The 18,267-nt window shown below is 69.4% G+C and carries 18 protein-coding genes; 12 read left to right on the forward strand and 6 right to left on the reverse strand.

Annotated elements, in window-relative coordinates; translation table 11 throughout:
- Positions 1–236 precede the first annotated feature (236 nt).
- Positions 237–1,355, forward strand: coding sequence for a helix-turn-helix domain-containing protein (locus MKL09_RS25625; protein ID WP_244024836.1), 1,119 nt, complete (start codon positions 237–239; stop codon positions 1,353–1,355).
- Between the two features lie 44 nt (positions 1,356–1,399).
- On the opposite strand, the gene MKL09_RS25630 is transcribed toward MKL09_RS25625, so the two are convergent.
- On the reverse strand, positions 1,400–1,858 hold the full coding sequence (locus tag MKL09_RS25630) for a YeeE/YedE family protein (protein WP_244024837.1): 459 nt from the start codon (positions 1,856–1,858) through the stop codon (positions 1,400–1,402).
- Entirely contained in the window at positions 1,855–2,268 is a 414-nt protein-coding gene (locus tag MKL09_RS25635; RefSeq protein WP_244024838.1) for a YeeE/YedE family protein, read from the reverse strand. Before MKL09_RS25635 ends, MKL09_RS25630 begins: the two co-directional genes overlap by 4 nt.
- A gap of 322 nt (positions 2,269–2,590) precedes the next feature.
- Between MKL09_RS25635 and MKL09_RS25640 the strand changes: the two genes are divergently transcribed.
- The 4 genes from MKL09_RS25640 (at position 2,591) to MKL09_RS25655 (ending at position 7,439) form a co-directional block, all read left to right on the forward strand.
- On the forward strand, positions 2,591–2,782 hold the full coding sequence (locus MKL09_RS25640; protein ID WP_244024852.1) for a hypothetical protein: 192 nt from the start codon (positions 2,591–2,593) through the stop codon (positions 2,780–2,782).
- A gap of 40 nt (positions 2,783–2,822) precedes the next feature.
- Complete coding sequence (cysE, locus tag MKL09_RS25645) at positions 2,823–3,665, forward strand: serine O-acetyltransferase (protein WP_244024839.1); 843 nt, start codon at positions 2,823–2,825, stop codon at positions 3,663–3,665.
- A gap of 431 nt (positions 3,666–4,096) precedes the next feature.
- A complete protein-coding gene (locus MKL09_RS25650) occupies positions 4,097–5,488 on the forward strand; it encodes a family 2B encapsulin nanocompartment shell protein (protein WP_244024840.1) in 1,392 nt (463 codons plus the stop codon).
- Entirely contained in the window at positions 5,475–7,439 is a 1,965-nt protein-coding gene (locus MKL09_RS25655; RefSeq protein ID WP_244024841.1) for a family 2A encapsulin nanocompartment cargo protein cysteine desulfurase, read from the forward strand. Before MKL09_RS25650 ends, MKL09_RS25655 begins: the two co-directional genes overlap by 14 nt.
- Positions 7,440–7,633: 194 nt before the next feature.
- Here the strand turns inward: MKL09_RS25655 and argC are convergent, their stop codons facing one another.
- Both argC and MKL09_RS25665 read right to left on the reverse strand, forming a co-directional pair.
- Positions 7,634–8,611 carry an N-acetyl-gamma-glutamyl-phosphate reductase gene (gene argC, locus MKL09_RS25660; RefSeq protein ID WP_244024842.1) on the reverse strand — a complete coding sequence of 326 codons (978 nt, stop codon included), beginning with the start codon at positions 8,609–8,611 and terminating at the stop codon, positions 7,634–7,636.
- Between the two features lie 413 nt (positions 8,612–9,024).
- The gene (locus tag MKL09_RS25665; protein ID WP_244024843.1) at positions 9,025–9,918 is read right to left on the reverse strand and encodes a TauD/TfdA dioxygenase family protein; all 894 of its coding nucleotides are present in this window, start codon (positions 9,916–9,918) and stop codon (positions 9,025–9,027) included.
- 500 nt (positions 9,919–10,418) lie between these two features.
- Here MKL09_RS25665 and MKL09_RS25670 point away from each other — a divergent pair, with 500 nt between their 5' ends.
- Genes MKL09_RS25670 through MKL09_RS25690 form a run of 5 tightly spaced genes read left to right on the forward strand, consistent with a single transcriptional unit; the run spans position 10,419 to position 15,562 of the window.
- Positions 10,419–11,567 carry an acyl-CoA dehydrogenase family protein gene (locus tag MKL09_RS25670; RefSeq protein WP_244024844.1) on the forward strand — a complete coding sequence of 383 codons (1,149 nt, stop codon included), beginning with the start codon at positions 10,419–10,421 and terminating at the stop codon, positions 11,565–11,567.
- Positions 11,568–11,586: 19 nt separating this feature from the next.
- Positions 11,587–12,684 carry an LLM class flavin-dependent oxidoreductase gene (locus MKL09_RS25675; protein WP_244024845.1) on the forward strand — a complete coding sequence of 366 codons (1,098 nt, stop codon included), beginning with the start codon at positions 11,587–11,589 and terminating at the stop codon, positions 12,682–12,684.
- Positions 12,684–13,634 carry an ABC transporter substrate-binding protein gene (locus tag MKL09_RS25680; protein WP_244024846.1) on the forward strand — a complete coding sequence of 317 codons (951 nt, stop codon included), beginning with the start codon at positions 12,684–12,686 and terminating at the stop codon, positions 13,632–13,634. The genes MKL09_RS25675 and MKL09_RS25680 overlap by 1 nt, the downstream gene beginning before the upstream one ends.
- 31 nt (positions 13,635–13,665) lie before the next feature.
- On the forward strand, positions 13,666–14,196 hold the full coding sequence (locus MKL09_RS25685; protein WP_244024847.1) for a cupin domain-containing protein: 531 nt from the start codon (positions 13,666–13,668) through the stop codon (positions 14,194–14,196).
- 19 nt (positions 14,197–14,215) lie between these two features.
- Positions 14,216–15,562 (forward strand): LLM class flavin-dependent oxidoreductase, encoded by a 1,347-nt coding sequence (locus tag MKL09_RS25690; RefSeq protein WP_244024848.1) that lies wholly within the window; start codon positions 14,216–14,218, stop codon positions 15,560–15,562.
- 34 nt (positions 15,563–15,596) lie between these two features.
- Here the strand turns inward: MKL09_RS25690 and MKL09_RS25695 are convergent, their stop codons facing one another.
- Together MKL09_RS25695 and MKL09_RS25700 are read right to left on the reverse strand one after the other, a co-directional pair.
- Positions 15,597–15,959, reverse strand: coding sequence for a DUF6481 family protein (locus MKL09_RS25695; RefSeq protein ID WP_244024849.1), 363 nt, complete (start codon positions 15,957–15,959; stop codon positions 15,597–15,599).
- Between the two features lie 99 nt (positions 15,960–16,058).
- Positions 16,059–16,268: a cold-shock protein gene (locus MKL09_RS25700; protein WP_007565404.1), complete on the reverse strand. Its 210-nt coding sequence runs from the start codon at positions 16,266–16,268 to the stop codon at positions 16,059–16,061.
- 660 nt (positions 16,269–16,928) lie between these two features.
- Between MKL09_RS25700 and groES the strand changes: the two genes are divergently transcribed.
- On the forward strand, positions 16,929–17,216 hold the full coding sequence (gene groES / locus MKL09_RS25705) for a co-chaperone GroES (RefSeq protein WP_007565402.1): 288 nt from the start codon (positions 16,929–16,931) through the stop codon (positions 17,214–17,216).
- Between the two features lie 90 nt (positions 17,217–17,306).
- Positions 17,307–18,267 (forward strand): chaperonin GroEL (gene groEL, locus MKL09_RS25710; RefSeq protein WP_244024850.1); only part of this gene is annotated, 961 nt, incomplete at its 3' end.

Genomic DNA, 18,267 nt, shown 5'->3' on the forward strand with positions numbered 1-18,267 from the left:
CGCACGCGCGCTTTGGCATTTCCTTCACCCCTTTTGAGACATACTGCATGCCGCGGAGCCACTCGGCGAGCGCTCTCGATCCGGATCGACCGGCACGAGAAGTCGCCGAGAGGGCCTGCCGAGATGTGTCGATCCGAATCGGTACGCATCGGTGTGTTCATTCGATCCCGTACGATAAAATCTATCGAAGACCGGCGTTCATCGATGGAGACCGGGATCATTGCGGATCCGATACTATGCGACAGCGCAGAACCATCGCCATCACGGATCCGGACGAACGCCGGCGCGGCTCGATCGTGTCCCCGGCATCCGATGCAGGCGCGGGGGCATCCCGTCCGCCCGAAGCGGATCCCGAGATTCCGGCCCCCGGCATCGCCTGCCTGCACTTCGAACCGCCCGACGATCCGGGCGCGCGGGGCCGGGCTTGGCGGGAGCACCTCGCGCCGGTCTTCGCGGTCAGCTTCGGACCCGAGAGCGATCTCGGCGTCCCGATCGCGATGCGCAGCTATCACCTCGGCGAGCTGCTGGTCGGTGACGTGATCGCGCCGGCCCACATCCTCGAACGGTCGCCGGAGATGATCCGCCAGCAGGGGCTGGATCACATCCTGCTGCAATTCTACCGGCGCGGTCGCAGCCTGGTCGAGACGGACCACGCCGCCGAGCCGGTCACCGAAGTCCAGTGCATCGTGTTCGATCTGGCGCAGCCCGTGCGCATCGTCGCGGACGCCGTCGATGCCACGAACGTGCTGATCCCCCGCGCCCTGCTGGAGAAGCAGGGCTGTCGCCCGGACGCCCTACACGGCCGCCCCCTGGACCATGACGGCGACCCGTTCGGACGCCTGGTCCACGGCTTCGTCGCCAACGTCGTGGCCTGCGGCGACCGCCTGGACCGGCGCGAAGCCCTGGCGGCCGCCTCCGCGATCACCCAGCTCTGCGCGACCTGGCTGCGCGGCCGCGAGGCGGGGAGTCCGGCCCAGCATCAGGATGTGCGGATCCGGGTCCGCCGTTTCATCGAGACGGAACTCGGTAACCCGAAGCTCTCGCCGGCCCTGATCGCCGCGCGGCTCGGCCTGTCGCGCTCAAGCCTGTACCGCGCATTCGTGCCGAACGGCATCGTCAGCTACATCCGCGACCGCCGCCTGATGCATGCGATGCGGATGCTCATGCGGGACGACGTGCAGCCGGCGCGCGTCTCGCGGATCGCCTACGCGGTCGGATTTTCGGATGAACGTACCTTCCGGCGCGCCTTCAAGCGCCGCTTCGGCTTCGTGCCGAGCGACGCGGCGCAGTGCCTCGGCCCGCGTCGCGGCCCGGAGCCGCTCTCGATCCTGCAGAACTGGATCGAGAGCCTCTGAGGTATCACACCGGGTGCGGCGCGCGCGGCCTGATCGGCCGCCGGTCAGGCCGGGGGGCTGACGCCCCGCGGATGCCCTGTCGGTGCGGCCGGCCGCAGGCCGTGGAGCGCCATGCCGATCAGCATCGCCACGACGAAGACCAGGACCGGCACCGCCCCCGTGGACAGGGCCGCCACCGCAGGGCCGGGGCAGAAGCCCGAGAGCCCCCAGCCGATCCCGAACAGGGCGGCGCCGAGGATCAGCGGCGCGTCGATCCGGTGCCGGGTCGGCAGGTCGAACCGGGCATCCAGCACGGGAGCAGGGAGGCGCCTGCTCAGGAGGTAGCCGAGCCCCGACACTGTGACGGCGCCCCCGAGGACGAAGACCAGGCTGGGATCCCAGGCGCCGGCCACGTCGAGGAAGCCGCGGACCCGGGCCGGGTCGAGCATGCCGGAGAGCGCCAGGCCGAGCCCGAAGGTGAGGCCCGCGGCCAGGGCCGCGAGGATGCGCAGGGCCGCGCTCATGCGAGCACCCGGACGGCCGCGACCGTCAGCATGCCGGTGGCGAGGAAGACCAGCACCGCCGCGATCGAGCGCGGCGACAGCCGGGCCAGCCCGCACACCCCGTGCCCGGAGGTGCAGCCGGAGCCGAGCCGGGTGCCGAAGCCGACCAGCAGGCCGGCGAGCGCCAGGACCGGCAGGCCCGCGGCGATCCGCATCGCCGGCCAGTGCCCCGCCAGCAGCGCGAAGGCCGGCGGCCCGAGGATCAGGCCGAGCAGGAAGGCGGCGTCGGCGAGCCAGCGCGCGCCCCCGGGCCGGCCGAGCCCGGCGACCAGGCCGCTGATCCCGGCGATCCGGCCGTTCAGCAGCAGGAGCATGGCCGCTGACAGGCCGATCAGCAGGCCGCCCGCGAGCGGCGGAAGAAAGGTGCTCATGGAGGTCCCGTGTCGTGGTCTCGTATCGCGACTCGAAAGGCCGCTCCGGCGGCCCCCGGCCATCGGGTTAGCCCTCGGGGCTTTTGGGAACAAGCCTTGCCAAACGCCGTTGAACCAGTAATTATCAAGCAAGTTCAGTGGGTTAGTGAAGATCATGCTCTTTCTGGAGCAATTCGCGAACGAAACCTTCTCCTCCGACGTGGAGCAGACGGAAGGGCTTTCTTGGGACGGGTCGGTGGCTCGCGAGGCCGCCTTCGGACACCGGAATCAGGCCGGCACGATCGGCTCTCGCAGGGACGACAGCGCGAAAGGTTCAGCAACGATGGCGCAAGGTGATCAGGTGGTGTTCCAACGACTCGACCTCGCGGAGATCCTGGGGATCTGGCGCCATGCCAGGGGTCGGATCGTCGGCATCCACCAGCAGAGCGGTCACTCAGCCACGGTCGACGTGAAGTTCGAGGGGCACGAGACGCTCGAACGCTACTTGGCTGACCTGTTCCAGCTGGTGCATTGATGGCGCTCACGATCAGGATCCGTCGCCGGACCCACCGGACGTGACCGCCTCGGCCGCGATCCCGTCGCCGCGCGCCAACAGCCGCGGCACCGTCGAGGGCGACCTGTGGGCCGAACTCCGCGCCGAGGCCGAGGCCGTCCTGGTCGAGGAGCCGCTCTATGCCGGGATCGTCCAGGCGACGATCCTGGACCAGCGCAGCCTGGCCCAGGCCTTCGCGTACCGCCTCGCCCATCGCCTCGGCGACGGCGACCTCGCGCGGCTGTCGATGCGCGACCTCTGCCTCTCCGCCTTCGAGGCGGATCCGCATGCCGGGGCGAATGCCGCGCGCGACCTGATCGCCATCCGCGAGCGCGACCCGACCTGCCGCCGCTACCTCGACCCGTTCCTGTTCTACAAGGGCCTGGCGGCGCTGGAAGCCTACCGAGTCGCCCACTGGCTCTGGCACCAGGGCCGGGCGACGCTGAGCCTGCATGTCCAGAGCCGCATCTCGGAGGTGTTCGGCTGCGACATCCACCCGGCCGCCCGGATCGGCTCCGGGGTGTTCATCGACCACGCCACCGGGGTCGTCATCGGCGAGACCGCGGTGGTGGCCGACGACGTGTCGATCCTCCAGTCGGTGACGCTCGGCGGCAACGGCAAGGAGAGCGGCGACCGGCACCCGAAGGTCGAGCGTGGGGTCCTGCTCAGCGTCGGGGCCAAGGTGCTCGGCAACATCCGGGTCGGCGAGGGGGCCAAAGTCGCCGCCGCCGCCGTCGTGCTGCACGACGTGCCGCCCCACACGACCGTGGCGGGCGTGCCGGCCCGGGTGGTGTCGCGCCTCGCCGCGGGTGAGGAGCCGGCGCGGAGCATGGACCAGTCCTTCGGCTTCGGGGACGGGATCTGATCCAGGCCGGGATCTCATCCAAGCAAGGAAAATTTTTCTCTAGAATAGCATCGCTAATCCTTGAGGATTGGCGATTTGACGAGAACGCAATTCTCTCATTGGGGCGCATTGCGCCGGCTTCGTTCTAGGATATTGGCGTTTCGGGGCGATGCCTTCCACGAAGCGCCGATAAATAAGAAAAATCGTTTCGTTGACCAGGTGCAGAATCAAAGCCTACCTTGGCTTTGCTGGTTCACCGAAGCGGTGAGCAGTGTCGCGCCGGCCGACGACTATGCGGCTGCGCGACGAAGCGGATCCCATAAAGGCGGCGCGGCCATCCGGCCCTGCCGGAATCAACCAAACCTTGCGCCCGGCCCGCACCTGACGGTGGCGGCTTGCCGATGCACGGGCCGATGCGGCGCGCCCGCAATCGACATGAAAGAGGACGAACGATGAGTGGACCGGGTCTGAGCGTGAGCGCCACGGCGGCACGCAATCTTGCGACAGCCACCGTCACGTCGGTCCAGAACGCGGCCAACACGCCGCGCTGGCTCCTCCGACTCCTACCCTTCGTGGATGTCGCGGGCGGCGTCTACCGCGTCAACCGCCGCGCCGTCGTCCTGGCCCGGCCCGGCCGCGTTGACCTCGTCACCGAGAGCAAGGACCGGGCGATCCGTCCCGCGTCGTTGCGGGCGGTGCCGCTGTTCAGCCGGCTGGGCGATGCCGAACTGGCCAAGATCGCCGAGCGCTTCACCGAGAGCAAGCACAAGGCCGGCAAGATCATCCACGAAGAGGGCGCCGGTGCTCGTAGCCTGACCGTGGTGGCGGACGGCACGGTCGAATTGACCTTCTCGGGGCCCTACAAGGGCCGCCTGCGCCAGGGCTTGGCCACCCGCGGCGACTATTTCGGCGACGGCGACATCCTCAGCGCCGGCGCGCCCGCCCCGGCCGTCAAGGCGCTTTCGGCGGTCACCCTCCTGACCCTCGATCCGGACGCCCTCGAGAACGACGAGATCCGCGCCAAGATCGCGCAGTACCGGGACGAGCAGGAGCGGCTGAAGGGCCATACCAGCTCGCACGGCGAGCAGGGCATCGAGCTGCTGGCAGTCCATACCGGCGAGCCGCGCCTGCCGACCACCTTCGTCGACTACGAATCCCACCCGCGCGAGTACCACCTCTCGACGATCCAGACGATCCTCAACACCCATACCCGCGTCACCGACCTCTACTCCAACGAGATCGACCAGCTCCGCGAGCAGATCCGCCTCACCGTCGACGCGGTGAAGGAGCGCGAGGAGTGGGAGCTCCTCAACAACTCGCAGTTCGGCCTGCTGGGTGAGGTCGGCCCGCGCCAGCGCATCCCCACCCGCGGCGGCCCGCCCACCCCGGACGATCTCGACGAGCTGCTGACCCTGGTCTGGAAGAAGCCGGCCTTCTTCGTCGCGCATCCGCGCGCCATCGCGGCCTTCGGCCGGGAAGCCACCCGCCGCGGCGTGCCGCCGGTCGTCGTTCACCTGTTCGGCGCGCCGTTCATCACCTGGCGCGGCGTCCCGCTGGTGCCGAGCGACAAGCTGCCGATCGACATCGATCCGGTCACCGGCGCCGAGACCACCTCGATCCTGCTGCTGCGCGTCGGCGAGGGCGAGCAGGGTGTGGTCGGCCTGCAGAAGACCGGCGTGACCGGCGAGATCGAGCCCGGCCTGTCGGTGCGCTACGCGGGCACCAACGACCACTCGATCGCCTCGCACCTGGTGACCCGCTACTTCTCGGCGGCCGTGCTGGTCGAGGACGCGATCGCCCGCCTCGATAACGTCCTCCTCGGCAACTACCATGACTATGCCTGAGGGACTGGCCTTCGGTCGACCGGAGGCGAGCCCGGCCGAGCTCGCCCATAGCGATCTCATCGGGCGCCTCGCCCGTGAGATCTACCAGCAGGGGCAGGCCGCGAGCCAGCCCCTCGCCCCGACGCTGCCCGCGGGACCCCAGGTCCCGCAGGCCCTCGAAGGCCTGCCTCAGGGACCGGGCGGCGCCCCGTTCCCGAGCGCGGCGACGGGAATCCCCTCGGTGCCGGCCGGGGGGCAACCCTCCGGCCTGCAGCCGGACGCCTCGGCGCTCGGAGCCCGCTCGTTCGGCGGGCCTGCTCTCGGCGTGCCGGGCCTCACCGGCCCGACCGTGCCGAACCTCGCCCCCGCGAGCCCGGCCTTCTTCGACGTTGCCGCGATCCCGCCGGTCCATCCGGCGAGCCCGCGCCCGGTCCTGCCGGACTTCGCGTTCCCGGGTGGTCCCGACCTGCAACGCCAGGTCGCCGGGGATCATCCCCGCGCCAACGCCTTCGCGCATGCGGTCGCGCCGCAGCTGGTGCCGGCCGACCCGTCGCGGTCGGGGGGGGACGTCGCCCAGGAGAGCTTCGCGCGGACCGGGCACCTGTCCCGGGCGCCCGAGGCGCCGGTCTCCGACTACTACTTCCTGAATGCCGGCCCCGGCCCGGCCCGCAAGGCGCCGGCCAGCCCCCGGGTCGAGCCCGCCCGCTATCCGGGTCCGGCGCCGCGGCTCACCGCGCAGGGGGCGAGCCCGGTGGCGGCGCCGTTCGACGTGGAGCATGTCCGCCGGGACTTCCCGGCCCTGCACCAGAGCGTCAACGGCCACCCGCTGGTCTGGCTCGACAATGCCGCCACCACCCACAAGCCGCAGGCCGTGATCGACGCGACCTCCGAGTTCTACGGGCGGCACAACTCGAACATCCACCGGGCCGCCCACACCCTGGCGGCGCGCTCCACGGACCTGTTCGAGGGCGGCCGCGAGGCGGTTCGGCGCTTCATCAACGCCCCGTCGAAGGACGACATCGTCTTCCTGCGCGGCACCACGGAAGCGATCAACCTCGTCGCCAATTCCTTCGGGCGGGCCAATATCGGCCCGGGCGACGAGATCATCGTCTCGACCATCGAGCACCACGCCAACATCGTGCCGTGGCAGCTCCTGTCCCAGGCCACCGGGGCGACGCTGCGGGTGATCCCGGTCAACGACCGGGGCGAGATCATCTTCGAGCAATACGCGGCGCTGCTCTCGGGCCGCACGAAGATCGTCTCGATCACCCATGTGGCGAACGCGCTCGGCACCGTGAACCCGGTTCGGGAGATCATCGCGCTCGCCCATGCCTACGGGGTGCCGGTGCTGGTCGATGCGGCGCAATCCTCGCCGCACATGCCGCTGGACGTGCAGTCCCTCGACGCCGACTTCCTGGTCTTCTCCGGCCACAAGGTCTTCGGGCCGACCGGGATCGGGGCGCTCTACGGCAAGACGCATCTGCTCGCGGCGATGCCGCCCTGGCAGGGCGGCGGGCACATGATCGAGGACGTCACCTTCACCCGGACCGTCTACAAGGGCGCCCCGGAGAAGTTCGAGGCGGGCACGCCGGACATCGCGGGGGCCGTCGGCCTCGGTGCGGCGCTCGACTATCTGGAGAGCATCGGCCTGCCGGCGATCGCCGCCTACGAGCACGACCTGCTGGAGTATGCGCAGGGCGGTCTCGCCGAGGTGAAGGGCCTGCGCCTGATCGGCACGGCCCGCGAGAAGGCGAGCGTGATGTCCTTCGTGATCGAGGGGCAGGAGAACGAGGCGGTGGCCCACCATCTCGACGCGCACGGCATCGCGGTGCGCTCGGGCCATCACTGCGCCCTGCCGGCCCTGCGCCGGTTCGGCGTCGATCAGTCGGTGCGGGCCTCTCTGGCCTTCTATAACACCAGGTCCGACGTCGACGTGTTCCTGAAGGCGCTGCACACCCTGCCGCGGCACTGAGCCGGACCGCGACGGGACAGACTGAAACCAAGACCGGTCGGACCTCAAAAGGTCCGGCCGGTCTTTTTGTGTGTTCCGGCCTGTGCCGGGGGACCTGGGGTGTGAACCCGATCTATTGGACGGGATCACCGTCCGCTTCCGCCCCTAGCGGACCTGCGAAGCGGATTGAACGGTCGCCTGGAGGGCCGCCTTCATCACGGCCAAACAGGGCTGCCGTCCAGCCCCGCGGTTTCCGGCAGGCCGCAGATCAGGTTCGCATTCTGCACCGCCTGGCCGGCCGCTCCCTTGCCGAGATTGTCGACCACGCCCATCGCGATCACCAAGTCGCGCTCTGGATCGGCCGCATAGCTAACGAACGCGAGATTCGAGCCGGTGGCCCATTTGGTCTGCGGCGGCTTGTCGGTCACGCGCACGAACGCCCGCCCGGCATAGAAGCGCCGGGCCGCATCCAGGCACTGGTCCGTGGTGGCGCGGCCGCGGCAATAGATCGAGACGAGGATGCCGCGGGTCATCGGCACCAGATGGGGCACGAACACAAGCCCGGCCGCGCTGCCGCCGCTCAACCGCTCGATTGTCGCGGCGATCTCGGGCATGTGGACGTGCTGGAGCAGGCCGTAGGGCACCAGGTTCTCGTTGCTCTCCGCGTAGCCGAACCGGCTGTCGCCGCCGCCCCGGCCGGCGCCGGAGATGCCGGTCTTGGCGTCGATCACGATGTTGCCGGGCTCGATCAGCTTATCGGCTAGCAGCGGCGCCAGCGCGGTCAGCGTCGCCGCGGGGAAGCAGCCGGGGTTGGCAACGCGGCTCCGACCCGCGATCCGGGCTGGCCAGATATCGGCCAAGCCGTAGGCCCAACCCTCGACGTAACGGTGATCGCCGCCGAAATCGACGATCTTCACGGTCTTGGGGACGCGCGCCAGCGCCTCGGCCGAGGCGCCCGTGGGCAGCGACGCGAACAGCACGTCCAGCTTCGGCAGGGTCACGGGATCCCACTTCTCGATCACCAGGTCGGCCAGCTTGGCCGGCACACCGGGGAAGCGGTCCACCAAACGGCTGCCGGCGCTGCCCTCGCCTGCGGCGTAGATCAGCTCGAAGGATGGGTGGTTCGCGACCAGGCGCATCGCCTCGCCGCCGCCAAAACCGCTGATCCCGACAATGCCGACGCGGAGGCTCATGGTGGTGTCCTTCTGGGGTTCGCGCAAAAGAAAACCCCCGGAGCCGGGGGCTGCGGGGGTTCAGGAACGCGGGCCGGGATCGCTCCGGCGGCGGGACCTACGGTAAGGCCGTCACCACGCGGAAGGACGCTGACCGACGCGCAGCCCGAGGAGCCGCCGCTTGGGTGCAGCAGCGTCGGCGTCGGTCACAAAGGGTCAGGTTCCTGGGCATGTCCTGCGACACTGCCGCTCCCCACATGAATCGTCAACCAGAATGTCCACCGGCCGCCGAAAGCAGCCATTGGTATAATCAAGCCGACTGGGTTCTGGGCCTATGCACGTTTCGTAACAATGCTCCGCGATTTAGCGTCCAAAACCTGCGATCCGTCATAACTTTAGACGGGTGAAGCGTTGGCCTGCCAACGCGAGCCCGCTCAGTGCAGCGCCTCGCCCGCGATGGTGATCCGGTGCATCAGCCGGCGCTCGCCGTGATAGTCGTTGAGGGCGAGGTGCCAGGTCGCCCGGTTGTCCCAGAAGGCGATCGAGCCCACGCGCCATTGGAACCGGTAGGCGAATTCGGGCCGGCTTGCATGCTCGTACAGGTAGCCGAGCAGGGCAGCCGATTCGGCCTCGGTCCAGCCCTCGATCCGCAGGGTGAAATTCGGGTTGACGTACAGCGCCTTGCGGCCGGAATCCGGGTGGGTGATCACCACAGGGTGCACGGCGTCCTGGGTGGCGGCCTCGGCGTTCAGGATGCGGCCCTTGAGATCGCTGGTCGCCAGCGAGCGGCTGGCTACCCCGAAGACATGGCGGCTCGAATGCACCGCCCTTAACGAGGCCAGCGTCGCCTTCAGCCCGTCGGAGAGGGCGTCATAGGCCGCGTACATGCTGGCGAACAGGGTGTCGCCGCCGACCCGCGGCACCGCCCGGGCGTACAGGATCGAACCCTTGGCCGGTTCGGCATCGTAGGAATGGTCGGTGTGCCACTGGCCGCCGATATTGGCTGCCTGATGCGCCTCCTTGCGCACCTCGGCGATCTTCGGATGACCGTCCACCGCCTTGAAGAACCGGTTCACGTCGATCTGCCCGAACCGTTCGGCCAGCGCGATGTGCTGCTCCGGGGTCAGGTTCTGGCCGCGGAAGAACACCACGCCGTACTCGGCCAGGGCCGCCGCGATCGTGTCGCGCGCCGCGTCGTCCAGGGGGACGGCCAGGTCGAGGCCGGCGATCTCGGCGCCGACATGCACGCCCAGCGGCGTGACAGACAGGTCCGCACGCGGCGGCGCGGGCGGCAGCCAGGTGTCGGCGAAGCTGTGGATCTGGCTCATCGTTTCCGTCCTGTCGTCGCGCTCCGCACGGGCGCCTCAGCCGCGAAACCGTGTTCCGAGGTCCGGGCCGGTGCCGGTACGGCGCCGGGGCCCGTCCGATTGTCGGCTCGCCCGCGCCCGCTCAGGTTCGGCCGATGATCCATCGCGGACTGGGTGCCTGAACATTCAAGCGCGGTGCGGCCAAGTCAACGAAACCGCGTTCTCAACTTCGGATCATCCGGGAAAGAACCTTCGCCAGCTTATCCGAGCCCGGAGGATATTTGACAGGCCCGCCCGGGCCGGCCGCCGGGCGATGCTGCGAGACGCCAGCACGCTCGGCAAGACAGAACGCTCACGATCCGCGAACGAACAATCACGTTCTTCTCGAACTGTGCTGGATACGGCGAAGTCTTGTTCTGCCGCGGGGCGGATATTCGAAAAACGCTTTCGTTGACCCTGCGCGGCCCCGGGCGGACGATCGCGAGCCCCGCTGCAGCCCCCATAACCCTCGCTTGCCTGCCATGACCGTCGCCGTCCCGCCGCCCGACATCGTTCGCAGCTTGGCCGAGCGTTTTGCCGGCCGCGCGGCCGGGCACGACCGGGCCGGCACCTTCCCGCACGACAACATCGCGGCGCTGTGCGAGGCCGGGCTCCTGGCACTCACCGTGCCGCGGCGGCTGGGCGGCGGCGGCGCCGGGTTGGCCCGGGCCGCCGAGGTGATCCGCACCCTCGGGGCGGGCGATCCGGCGACCGCCCTGGTGCTGGCGATGCAGTATCTCCAGCACGCCGTGATCCACCGGGACGACTCGGCCTGGCCGCGCGCCGTCGCCGACGCGGTCGGCAGGGCGGCCGTGGCGAATGGCGCGCTGATCAACGCCCTGCGGGTCGAGCCGGAACTGGGGACGCCCGCGCGGGGCGGGGTGCCGGCGACTGTCGCCCGGCGCGACGGCGATGTTTTGCGCATCACCGGCCAAAAGATCTATTCGACCGGGGCGCCGGGGCTCGCCTACGGGGTCGTCTTCGTCCGGACCGACGAAGCCGAGCCGCGGATCGGCAACGTGCTGGTGCCGTTCGATGCGACGGGTGTCCGCATCGCGGAGACCTGGGACCATCTCGGCCTGCGCGCCTCGGGCAGCCACGACGTTCTCTTCGAGGATGTGCCGATCCCGGCCGCCTACGCCGTCGATCTGCGCCCGCCGGAGGATTGGCAACGCCCGGACCCGGTCCAGCAGGCCTGGAGCTGCACCCTCCTGGCTTCTCTCTACGACGGGGTGGCCGGGGCGGCGCAGGATTGGTTCGTCGGCCACCTGCGCGACCGCAAGCCCGGCAGCCTCGGGGCGCCGCTCGCCAGCCTGCCGCGCTTCCAGGAGGCGGTCGGCGAGAACGAACGCCTGCTGCATGGGAATGCCCGGCTGATCGCCGGGCTGGCGGCCGAGGTCGATGCCGGCTGGCCGCCACCGCCGCGGGAGGCCGGCTTCGTGAAGCTCACCGCCACCGACAACGCGATCGCCGTGGTCCAGCGCGCCGCGGAGTTCTGCGGCAACGCGGCGCTGACGCGGGCGAACCCGCTGGAGCGGCACCTGCGCGATGTCCTGTGCGCGCGCATCCACTGGCCGCAGGCTGATGCCGTGCGGGTCGCCGCCGGCAAGGCCGTCCTCGACGCCCGATAATCCGACACGGAGATTTCTCATGAGCCTGCTCCCCCCGGAGGCCGTCGAGTTCATCGGCTACGTCGCCCCCCGCCACACCTCCGAGATCCACCCGGCCGAGGGTCCGTCCATTGACCGGGACTACCTGAAGCTCCTGGCCAAGGCGCATGAATGGGGCGGGTTCGACCGGGTGCTGATGGCGTTCCATTCGACGTCGCCGGACGCCCTGCTGCTGGCCGCCCAGGTCGCCGCCGTGACCGAACGGCTCGGGCTGATGATCGCCCACCGCACCGGCTTCACGGCGCCGACCGTGGCGGCAAGGCAATTCGCGACGCTGGACCAGCTCACCGGCGGCCGAGTCGCGATCCACGTCATCAGCGGCGGCGACGACCGGGAGCTCGCCCAGGACGGCGACCGCCTCACCAAGGACGAGCGCTACGCCCGCACCCAGGAGTTCCTGGACATCGCCCGCCAGAGCTGGACCGCCACCGCGCCGTTCGACTACGCGGGCACGTTCTACCGGGTGGAGCGCGGCTTCTCCGAAGTGAAGCCGGTCGATGCCATCCCGGTCTATTTCGGCGGCGCCTCGCCGGCGGCTCTGGCGGTGGCCGGCCGCCACGCCGATACCTACGCCCTGTGGGGCGAGACCCAGGCCCAGGTCCGGGAGCTGATCGGCCGCGTCCGGGACGCCGCCGCGCCGCATAGGCGTAAGCCCCGCTTCAGCCTGTCGGTCCGGCCGATCCTGGCCGAGACCGAGGAACAAGCCTGGGCCCGGGCGGAGGATATCCTGGCCCGGACCCGCGCCGCGCGGGCGGCCAGAGGCGTCGGCGCGGCGGCCGCGCCGCAGAACGAGGGCTCGCGCCGGCTGCTGGCGGCGGCGGCCGCGGGCTCGCGCCTCGACAAGCGCCTGTTCACCGCCATCGCGGCCGAGACCGGGGCGGCGGGCAATTCCACAGCCCTGGTCGGGACGCCCGAGCAGGTGGCCGAGGCGCTGCTCGACTATCACGACCTCGGGGTGCGCACCTTCCTGATCCGCGGCTTCGATCCGCTGGAGGACGCGATCCAGTACGGCCGGGACCTGCTGCCGGCCTTCAAGGCGGCGCTTGCGGCCCGCGGCCGCGCTTCCGAGGCCGCCTGATGCGCGCCGCGTTTTTTTGGGTTCTCGCCCTCCTGGCCGTCGGGCCGGCCCGGGCCGAGGATGTGCTGCGGATGGGCGACCAGCGCGGCAATGCCCGCGCCCTGATGGAGGCGGCGGGCGTCCTCGAAAGCCTGCCCTACCGGCTGGAATGGACCGAGTTTCCGGCCGCCGCGCCGCTGCTTGAAGCCCTCAATGCCGGGGCGATCGACGCGGGCGGCGTCGGCGACGCGCCCCTCACCTTCGCGGCCGCCGCCGGGGTGCCGGTGAAGGCCTTCGTGGCGTTCCGCACCCGGCAGGACGGGCTCGCGATCTTGGTGACGCCGGATTCGCCGATCCGCACCGTGGTGGATCTCAAGGGCAAGCGCGTCGCCACCAATCGCGGCTCCATCGGCCACCAGGTGGTGCTGGCCGCCCTGGAGGAGGCGGGGTTGCCGTTCGACAGCGTCGTGTTCAGCTTCCTGCCGCCGGCGGATGCCAAGATCGCCCTCGCCTCCGGAGCCGTGGATGCCTGGGCGACCTGGGAGCCCTACACCGCCGCGGCGGAAGTCGCCGGCCTGGTCCGGGTGGTCCGTAACGGCAACGGCATCACCCCCGGCCTCACCTTCGCGGTGGCGCGCGACAGCGCCCTGAAGGACAAGCGGCCCCTGCTCGCCGATTTCGCTGCGCGTCTCGCCCGGGCCCGGGCCTGGGCGCTCAAGGACCCGGCGCCCTACGCGGCGGTCTGGTCGAAGCTGATCGGCCTGCCGGAGGCGGTGCCGCTGCGCTGGTTCGGCCGCGCCCCCTATCGGACCGTGCCGATCGACGCCGACGTGATCGCCGACGAGCAGCGCACCATCGATCTCTACGTCCGCGCCGGCCTGATCCCGAAGGCCCGCGCGCCGCAGGCGGCAGCGATCTTCGACACGGGGTTTTCCCAAGCCTTGTTGGAAGCTCCGGCGGCGGTGCAATGATGCGGTGGTCCCCAGGATGGAGGTCCTGACGATGCACGACACCGGCGACGGCCACACGCACGAACATGGCCACGATCACGGCCCGGGGGAGGGGGCACCCGAGGCGCCCCGCTGGAAGCACGACGGCGTGCGGGTGATCCCGGGCGACCAGCTCGACAGCAACACCGCGCAGACCCCGGGCATGTTCCGGCAGGCGGCGATCAACGCCGCCCGGGTCGGCGCCCAGAAGATCTGGGCCGGCACGGTGGCGATCCAGCCCGACGCCAAGACCGGCGTGCACCATCACGGTGCCCTGGAGAGCGTGATCTACGTGGTCTCCGGCCGGGCCCGGATGCGCTGGGGCGAGCGGCTCGAATACGTGGCCGAGGCCGGGCCGGGGGATTTCATCTTCGTGCCGCCTTTCGTGCCCCACCAGGAGATCAACGCCTCCACGGACGAGCCCCTGCACTGCGTGCTGGTGCGCTCGGACAACGAGGCCGTGGTGGTCAACATTCCGGATGTCGAGCCGGTGGAGCGGCCCGAATCCGTCCACTGGGTCGACCCGATCCACAAGCACCCGTGAGTACCAGCGGAGCGCAGCCATGAGTCGAGACCGCCAGCTGCATCTCGGCGCGTTCATGCGCCCGGTGGGGATCCATACGGCGTGGTGGCGCTATCCCGGCGGCTACCCGGACGCGAACTTCAACTTCGAGCACCTGACCCATTTCGCCCGGCGGCTCGAGGCGGCGAAGTTCGACGCCTTCTTCATGGCCGACCATCTGGCGGTGATGAACATGCCGGTGGCGGCCCTGCGCCGCTCGGCCACCGTGACTTCGTTCGACCCGCTGACGCTGCTGCCGGCGCTCGCCGCCCTCACGTCGCGGATCGGGCTGATCGCCACCGCCTCGACCACCTACAACGAGCCCTACCATGTGGCCCGCAAGTTCGCCTCCCTTGACCACATCTCGAAGGGCCGAGCCGGCTGGAACCTCGTCACCTCGGGCAACCCGGACGAGGCGCTGAATTTCGGCCGCGACGCGCATCTCGACCACGCGGTGCGGTACGCCCGGGCGCGCGAGTTCTACGACGTGGTCACCGGCCTGTGGGATTCCTGGGCCGACGACGCCTTCCTGATGGATCCGGAGAGCGGCCTGTTCTTCGATCCGGAGAAGCTGCACGTCCTCGACCACCGGGGCGAGTTTTTGAAGGTGAAGGGCCCGCTCAACGTCGCCCGTCCGGTGCAGGGCTGGCCGGTGATCGTCCAGGCCGGCGCCTCGGAGGCTGGAAAACAAATCGCGGCCGCCACCGCCGAGATGGTGTTCGGCGCCAGCCCCACCCTGGACGCCGCGCAAGCCTATTACGCCGACGTGAAGGGCCGGATGCCGGCGCTGGGGCGGGATCCCGATCATCTGAAGATCCTGCCCGGCGCCCTGGTGATCCTGGGCGAGACCGAGGCCGAGGCTCAGGCCAAGCGGGCGCGCCTCGACGACCTGGTCCATCCCGATAGCGGGCTCGCCAACCTGTCGGTGCGGCTCGGGGTCGACGCCTCCGGCTTCGATCTCGACGCGCCGCTGCCCGAGATCCCCGAGACCAACGCCAGCAAGACCAGCCAGGCGCAGATCCTAGATTACGCCCGCCGGACCGGCGCCACTGTGCGCGACCTCGCCCGCAAGGTCGGCGCTTATGCCGGGCTCCATTTCGTGGGGACGCCCGCGCAGGTCGCGGACCGGATGGAGGAATGGCTGGAGGGTCGCGGCTGCGACGGCTTCAACGTCATGTTCCCGTTCGTGCCCGAGGGGCTCGACGACGTGGTCGACACGCTGGTGCCGGAGCTGCAGCGGCGCGGCCTGTTCCGACGCGACTATGCCGGCACGACCCTGCGCGACCATCTCGGCCTGCCGCGCCCGCCGAACCGGTTTTTCCCGTCCGAGACGAGGGGGGACGCGTAACAGAGAGCCGCGTCCGCGACGCTCCGCGCGGGTCCTACCGCTTGACCTTGGCCTTGCGGGCGGCGAAGCGCGCGTCGCGCACCGCCTTCTGCTCGGCGGCCAGAGCGGCCTGCCGCTCGATTTTCTCGGCGGCCTGGCGGACGATTTCAGCCGCTGAGCGCTCTTGTTCCGCGAGTTCTTCCGCCGCGCGAACCGCCTCGGCGGCGGCGCGGGCCGCATCCCGCTCGCTCACCCGCACCTCGCGGGCCTCGGCGACAGCCTGGCGCTCGGCCTGCCGGGCGAGGACGGCCGGATCGTCTGCCGGGGGGCGTGCACGGAACTGAGCCAGCCGCTCCTCCTTGGCCTTAGCGCCGGCCTCGAGACGATCGGAAAGCTGCGTTTCTTTGAATTGACCCACGTAGACTCCTCGCGCGCCGGAGCGCCCGTATCAGAAATAGAAGAAGCCGCTCCACACAGGGAACGGCTTCGAAACGCATCCTCGAAAGAGGCGCGAGGTTCAGGCGGCCTGGAGGCTGCCGGCGGACTGCTTGCCGCTGCGACGGTCGGTTTCCAGCTCGTAGGAGAGCTTCTGACCCTCGATCAGGTTGCGCATGCCGGCGCGCTCGACGGCCGAGATGTGCACGAACACGTCCTTGCCGCCATCGTCAGGCTGGATGAAGCCGAAGCCCTTGGTCTCATTGAACCACTTAACGGTGCCGATGCTCATAAATATTCCAACTGCTTCAGAGCACGATGCGCGAGCCGGGATCCGGACCGCCGAAATCACCGTGCCGTAACAAAGATCCAGATCAAGCTGCAGCTGCACTGCAGCGGCGGCAAGCTCTGGACGATCGAAGAGGGCAAGCGCGTGCCTGAGCCTGCGCCCGTCCATGGTCGTCGAAACTGGGAGAGATGCAGAGCGCTCGCCCTGTTGAGGCGAGACGGCCGAATATCTGGCCAAAGATCGATTTATGTTCTCTAGCGCATCGGCGCGATAATCACAATCGTGAAACGCGCCCGACGAGACATTCGATGCCGGTCGTCGTTGAGGCGCGGTTTTTCGCGATGCTAGTCTGATGTATAAAAGCGGATACTGACGCTGCCAATTGCGGCGCCCTGACCGGACGGATGCCAGGTCCGAGGTGAGTATCAGGTCGAAGCGTCGGCGCGACCACCTTCGAATCTCGGCCGGTCCGAACAGGACGGACCGCGCCCGAAAAAATTCCTCTGCGGCCCATCGACCGTGAGACGCGTTAGCACTCTTGCGCATTGAGTGCTAAGACGGCGGCCGACCCGGGGCGGACGATTCGGTCTGCCGCCGCCTTTCCCGCACGGGCTCCGTCATGTCGACGCGAGGCCCGCAGGCGGGACGAACAGGATGCCAAACATGAAGTTTCGCCCGCTGCACGACCGCGTGGTGCTCCGCCGTATCGAGGGCGAGGAGAAGACCAAGGGCGGGATCATCATCCCGGATACCGTCAAGGAGAAGCCCCAGGAGGGCGAGGTCGTCGCCGTCGGTCCCGGTGCCCGGGATGAGGCCGGCAAGATCAATCCCCTGGAGGTGAAGCCCGGTGACCGCGTGCTGTTCGGCAAGTGGTCCGGCACCGAGGTCAAGATCGATGGTCAGGACCTTCTGATCATGAAGGAATCCGACATCATGGGCGTCGTCGCCTAAGGGCGTCCGCCCGGCCCAAAGCTCCTCAAGCCCTTCGAGTCGCCCGCTCCGGCGCGCCTCAGGGCCGAACGACAACAGAAGAGACACTCCATGTCAGCCAAAGACGTTCGTTTTTCCGTCGATGCCCGCGAGAAGATGCTGCGCGGCGTCGAGCTGCTCGCCAGCGCCGTGAAGGTGACGCTCGGTCCCAAGGGCCGCAACGTCGTGATCGAGAAGAGTTTCGGCGCCCCGCGGATCACCAAGGACGGCGTCACCGTCGCCAAGGAGATCGAGCTCGCCGACAAGTTCGAGAACATGGGCGCCCAGATGGTGCGCGAAGTCGCCTCGAAGTCGAGCGACATCGCCGGTGACGGTACCACCACGGCCACCGTGCTCGCCGCCTCCATCGTCCGCGAGGGCGTCAAGTATGTCGCCGCCGGCATGAACCCGATGGACCTGAAGCGCGGCATCGACCTCGCGGTCGCCGCGGTCGTGAAGGACATCAGCGAGCGCTCGCGCAAGGTCGCCTCCTCGGAGGAGATCGCCCAGGTCGGCACGATCTCCGCCAACGGCGACAAGGAGATCGGCGAGATGATCGCCCACGCCATGCAGAAGGTCGGCAACGAGGGCGTGATCACGGTCGAAGAGGCCAAGACCGCCGAGACCGAGCTCGACGTCGTCGAAGGCATGCAGTTCGACCGCGGCTACCTGTCCCCGTACTTCATCACCAACGCGGAGAAGATGGTCGCCGATCTCGAGGATCCCTACATCCTGATCCACGAGAAGAAGCTGTCGTCGCTGCAGGCGATGCTGCCGGTGCTCGAAGCCGTGGTCCAGACCGGCAAGCCGCTGCTGATCATCGCCGAGGACATCGAGAGCGAGGCCCTGGCCACGCTGGTGGTGAACAAGCTGCGCGGCGGCCTGAAGGTCGCGGCCGAGCATGTCGAGGGTCACGTTCTCGAGCTTGATGCCCAGATCCTCGGCGATCATCTGGCCCTTGGTCAGGATCGCGATGTCTTCCAGCATCGCCTTGCGGCGATCACCGAAGCCCGGCGCCTTCACGGCCGCGACC

Origin of the sequence: Methylobacterium sp. J-048, assembly GCF_022829515.1 — a bacterium.
Classification (GTDB): domain Bacteria; phylum Pseudomonadota; class Alphaproteobacteria; order Rhizobiales; family Beijerinckiaceae; genus Methylobacterium.